This window comes from Aeromonas finlandensis (assembly GCF_000764645.1).
GTDB lineage: Bacteria > Pseudomonadota > Gammaproteobacteria > Enterobacterales > Aeromonadaceae > Aeromonas > Aeromonas finlandensis.
In genome coordinates this window covers 1-2719 of the sequence record NZ_JRGK01000343.1, presented here as the reverse complement: position 1 = coordinate 2719, position 2719 = coordinate 1, and the positions used below count along the sequence as shown (strand labels likewise).

At 46.9% G+C, this 2719-nt stretch carries 3 protein-coding genes; all 3 read right to left on the bottom strand.

The genetic code is table 11. The features are described 5' to 3' along the window. Positions 1-250: 250 nt before the first annotated feature. Positions 251-712: a YodC family protein gene (locus LD28_RS22720; RefSeq protein WP_081959658.1), complete on the bottom strand. Its 462-nt coding sequence runs from the start codon at positions 710-712 to the stop codon at positions 251-253. A 917-nt stretch (positions 713-1629) separates the two neighbouring features. After that, positions 1630-1968, bottom strand: coding sequence for a hypothetical protein (locus tag LD28_RS0120550; RefSeq protein ID WP_033138758.1), 339 nt, complete (start codon positions 1966-1968; stop codon positions 1630-1632). 241 nt (positions 1969-2209) lie between these two features. Further along, on the bottom strand, positions 2210-2545 hold the full coding sequence (locus LD28_RS0120545; protein ID WP_050514391.1) for a hypothetical protein: 336 nt from the start codon (positions 2543-2545) through the stop codon (positions 2210-2212). Positions 2546-2719 lie beyond the last annotated feature (174 nt).

Sequence of the window (2719 nt, the reverse complement as noted above, 5' to 3'; positions counted from 1 at the left end):
GGTTTTCCCTCATCCCAGAGCGTGACCTCCGTCACGGAAACAAAACAAAGTTTTGCTGTTTCCTCTGGACTCAAACCGCACTCAAACCACCGAAAAATAAAGTTTTTTGTTATATCCCTGCGCATTATTCGTGTACCGCTCGAATCTGACAACATTGTCAGGACGCACGGTAACGGCGGATTTAACTTAATCATGAATTATGCGCAGTCATGCCTATAGGCAGAACAAAGGGGCCGGAGGCCCCTGATGCTCAATTCTTCAATGAATCACGAGCTTTGTCCCAAGGAGCCCAAGCAAGCTCGGTTTTTTCTTCACTAAAATCAGCTTCTTTAACAAGGGCTGCCGGATGAAACTCGGCATACAAAGAAGTCAATTGACGTTGTAAAGGATCAAGCCAAATACAACCAACAGAAGGCTCTCTTCCACAAGAATCGTCAACAGTTGTCACCGTCATCAATGGACCGCCACTTTGCAACTGAACTATTTCACCAACTGCAAAATATTCGCGCTGTTGAGTGTCCGGTTCATTGCCAACTCGGCTAAGCGAATGCACAGCAAACTGTTCTATTTGAACGCGTTCTGAAGCAGGACAAAACCATACACATGTGGCTAGTTGCCTTTCCTGATCAACACTATCAATGGTCATATCAAAGCTGCCACTACGCAATACAACCAGTTGACCTGGGGCAATCAAATCGATCCGTTCACTCATTGGTAAATGATCCTTTAGACAGGGCTAACCACACTGGATAGCTGAAAAGATCGTACCAAACACAGAACCCAATAGATACGTGTTGACATGAAATTTATTTAATGATGTCAACAGGTTAGGTGTTGTCATTGATGCCGATAACTAGCTTTATCGGCATCAAAACAGCCGTTCAATTAACACCGGAAGTACCGCTAGAGTCAAAGCCCCAAGGCCGTTGAGCATCCATTTACGAACACGATGAGCAGAAGTTATTTTCAACTTCTCGTAGGTTGAAAAATTTCGGTCTTTCACAAAGCTCCAGCATTGAGCTACTGAAGGATGCAGACCCCAATCAATCTCGGTTGAATCTTCGAAGAGCTCATAATGAACCCCATACTCCTGTGAGTATGAAAATAGAGAGGAGCGCATCCTCTGGGTTCGCTCCTTGTATTCGTCAAGCGAAATTGGACACGGAAGATCGTACAACGACACGAACTCAGGCTGAAAAAAACGCATATGCATCCCCTGCTCTGTTTATGAACAAATCAATTCTATCAATTAGAAAAAACCCTTGAAAATCAATGTGATTGTTGACATATCAGCGTTGATTCAAGAGAGCACAGTGTCAACATATAGAACAAGTAAGAGATAACACCCCTCCCCCGTGGATTGTGTGAGCATGGTTGTCTGGGAATTCCCCCGTATTACTACCCGGGGGGCTTGAACAGCAGCAGCCCGAAAAGATGCACTGACAGGGTGTAAGAGCTTGGCATCGGCTTGTGGATTAGGAAGTTACCAACCCAGCCCCATCACCTCCCGCTGGTCGCCTGGACTGGGGCATTAAAGATCGGTTTGGCAGTAGCCAACCCTCCCCCTTAATGATCACGGTACATTGTTGTGACTTGAAGTAATGACAGAATTGCCTTGCGGCAATTGGGTTAATTCATGTTCAAGGCTCGCTTGGCGATGGCCAATGTGGGTGGCAGGCAGGTTAAATAGAGGCTGCTGTTGAACTGCTGCAATATGCGTTTGAGCTCGTTCATATCGTCGGGATGGAGGGTCAAGGACCAGAGTGCTCTGGGCTGGCCGTGATGGAGGCCATTGGTGTAGATGATGGTGCAATCTTCGATACGCAGCTCTTTGCAGTGGGCTTCCATCTGCAGGCCCACATCCGGAAACCAGATATGCAACGTGCCTGAAGAGATAAAGGTGAACTGAGCGACCAGATTGCCTTCTCCAACGATCCTGAATGTCTTTTCCACCACGGCAACTTGCATACCTACTCCTTGGTATTTAGGTCAATATTGACATCAATATCACCAATGCAGCATGGATATGCAAGCGTCATCTCCACGCTCGAGGATTGGGCGCTTGAAGGGGCATTCAGGGTGGGTTAATCCGACCATCGATAGCCAGCTTTACTGCAGTGTTAATATTGCTTGGTGTAACAAATATGGGGCACGAAAAAAGCCTGCACTTGCGATGCAGGCCCCTTCTCTTTGAATGTGCTTACTCAAATCAGGCTACCAACCACCGTTTACGCTTGGGCATGGGGGTCAGTTGATGAGATTTACGCGTATCGGTGCACATCTCGATGATGATTGTCTTCAGTTCGCTCATATCGACAGTATTGAGTGTTAGCGACCAGAATGCCCTCGCCTGGCTATAGTGCATGCCATTGGTATAGAGCAGGGTGTCATTTTCAAAACGAAGCTGATTGCAGGGTGCTTCCATCTGCAATCCGGTTTCGGGAAACCAGACGTTTAATGTGCCCGAGGGGATCAGGGTAAATTGCGCCATCAGATCGCCTTGTCCAACAATCTTGTAGGTTTTTTTGATGATATCTAGCGGCATAGGGTTATCTCGGTATTTCTGCAAGCTATTAGTCGATGGTGTCTCTATTGCGGAATGAATATGTATCCCGCAGATGGCAACGCGCTCGTTCCTTACCGCCACGTTGTTCCCTGAACCGATTGCCATCCCAGAGAAGTACAAAATAACCGCATCAGCTTGTATGAGACCTTAATG